Raw genomic sequence first — 1,779 nt, 5'->3', positions numbered from 1 at the left:
CAGAAGAGGTCAATGAACACGTCGCGCTTAAAGGTGTTACGGAAGTCCAGCGCCAGACGGGTAACGAAAGCAACGGCTTCCGGGTCATCCGCGTTTACGTGGAAGATTGGCGCCTGAACCATTTTACCGATGTCGGTGCAGTACGGGGTAGAACGCGCATCCAGCGGGTTAGAGGTGGTGAAGCCCACCTGGTTGTTGATTACGATGCGAACGGTACCGCCCACTTCATAACCACGCGCTTTCGACATGTTCAGGGTTTCCTGAACCACGCCCTGCCCTGTGACTGCCGCATCACCGTGAATGGTGATTGGCAGCACTTTATTGCTGCTCGGCTCGTCCAGACGATCCAGACGCGCACGCACGGAACCGATAACCACCGGGCTGACGATTTCCAGGTGCGACGGGTTAAACGCCAGCGCCAGGTGAACCTGGCCGCCCTCGGTTTCGATATCCGACGAGAAGCCCATGTGGTACTTCACGTCACCGGTGCCGAGGTGCTCTTTATGTTTACCCGCAAATTCGTCGAACAGATCCTGCGGTTTTTTACCCAGCACGTTAACCAGCACGTTCAGACGGCCACGGTGCGCCATGCCCAGCACCACTTCGCGCGTGCCGCTCTTACCGGCATGACGAATCAGCTCTTTCAGCATCGGGACTAACGCATCGCCGCCCTCCAGTGAGAAGCGTTTTGCGCCCGGGAATTTCGCGCCCAGATAGCGCTCAAGGCCTTCGGCTGCCGTCAGTTCGCTCAGGAAACGTTTTTTCTCGTCTGCTGAGAAATTCGCGTGACCCGCCACGGATTCGATACGCTGCTGGATCCAGCGTTTCTCTTCGGTGGAGGTAATGTGCATATATTCCGCGCCGATGGAGCCGCAGTAGGTTTGCTTGAGCGCATCAATCAGATCGCCCAGTTTCATCGTGTCTTTGCCGATGGCAAAGGAACCTACGTTAAAGCTTTCCTGGAAATCGGCCTCGGTCAGATCGTGATAAGCCGGATCGAGATCCGCTACACGTTCCTGCTGCCACAGTCCCAGCGGATCGAGATTCGCATGCTGGTGACCACGGAAGCGATAAGCGTTGATAAGCTGCAGGACTTTTACCTGCTTCGCATTGGTGTCAGGGTCGGAAATCGCAGAAGAGTAACGTGAGGCATCCTTCGCCAGACGACGGAAATAATCACGTGTTTTTGAATGGAATTGATCCGGTTTGACCCCTGTACCAGGCAACTGCTGGAACATGGAACGCCAGTTTGCGTCCACTGAGTCAGGATCGGTTAAGAAGTCTTCATAGAGCTGTTCTATCCAGCTCTGGTTTGAACCAGAGAGGTAAGAAGAGTCCAGCCAGGCTTTCATTGCGCCGTTCTGCATCGTGATCCCTTAAGCATTTTTATGCTTACTTTCGCCGTAGAAACTACCACGCACACCACGTGTACGTGCCGGGGTTCACCTGCGAGCTCTTTTCATTTGGCCCGCGAAGGAACCTTTAGAAACTGTCTAAACTTCAGGGCAGTTTTTAAAGGTTTCTGCAATTTGCCCGGTGGCGCTACGCTTACCGGGCCTACTGTTACGTAGGCCGGATAAGCGCAGCGCCATCCGGCGTTGTTACTTACGCACTGCGCTGCAACAACATCGACTTAATATGGCCGATGGCGCGCGTCGGGTTCAGCCCCTTAGGACACACACTGACGCAGTTCATGATGCTATGGCAGCGGAATACGCTGAAAGCGTCACTTAACCCTTCCAGACGATTCTCGGTTTCGGTATCGCGGCTGTCGATCAG

Annotated in this window: 1 protein-coding gene and 1 pseudogene; both read right to left on the bottom strand. The window is 54.7% G+C overall.

Annotated features, from left to right (window positions below):
• The coding region (locus HP459_RS22750) for a thiamine pyrophosphate-dependent enzyme (protein ID WP_253939680.1) at positions 1-1,367 on the bottom strand (1,367 nt) is incomplete at its 3' end.
• Between the two features lie 238 nt (positions 1,368-1,605).
• A pseudogene (gene sdhB / locus HP459_RS22745) lies at positions 1,606-1,779 on the bottom strand (succinate dehydrogenase iron-sulfur subunit); the annotation flags it as partial.

It is taken from the genome of Enterobacter sp. CM29, from assembly GCF_013179605.1.
Taxonomy (GTDB): domain Bacteria; phylum Pseudomonadota; class Gammaproteobacteria; order Enterobacterales; family Enterobacteriaceae; genus Enterobacter; species Enterobacter intestinihominis.
The sequence above is the reverse complement of the archived record's forward strand: the minus strand, read 5'-3'. Positions and strand labels throughout refer to the sequence as shown.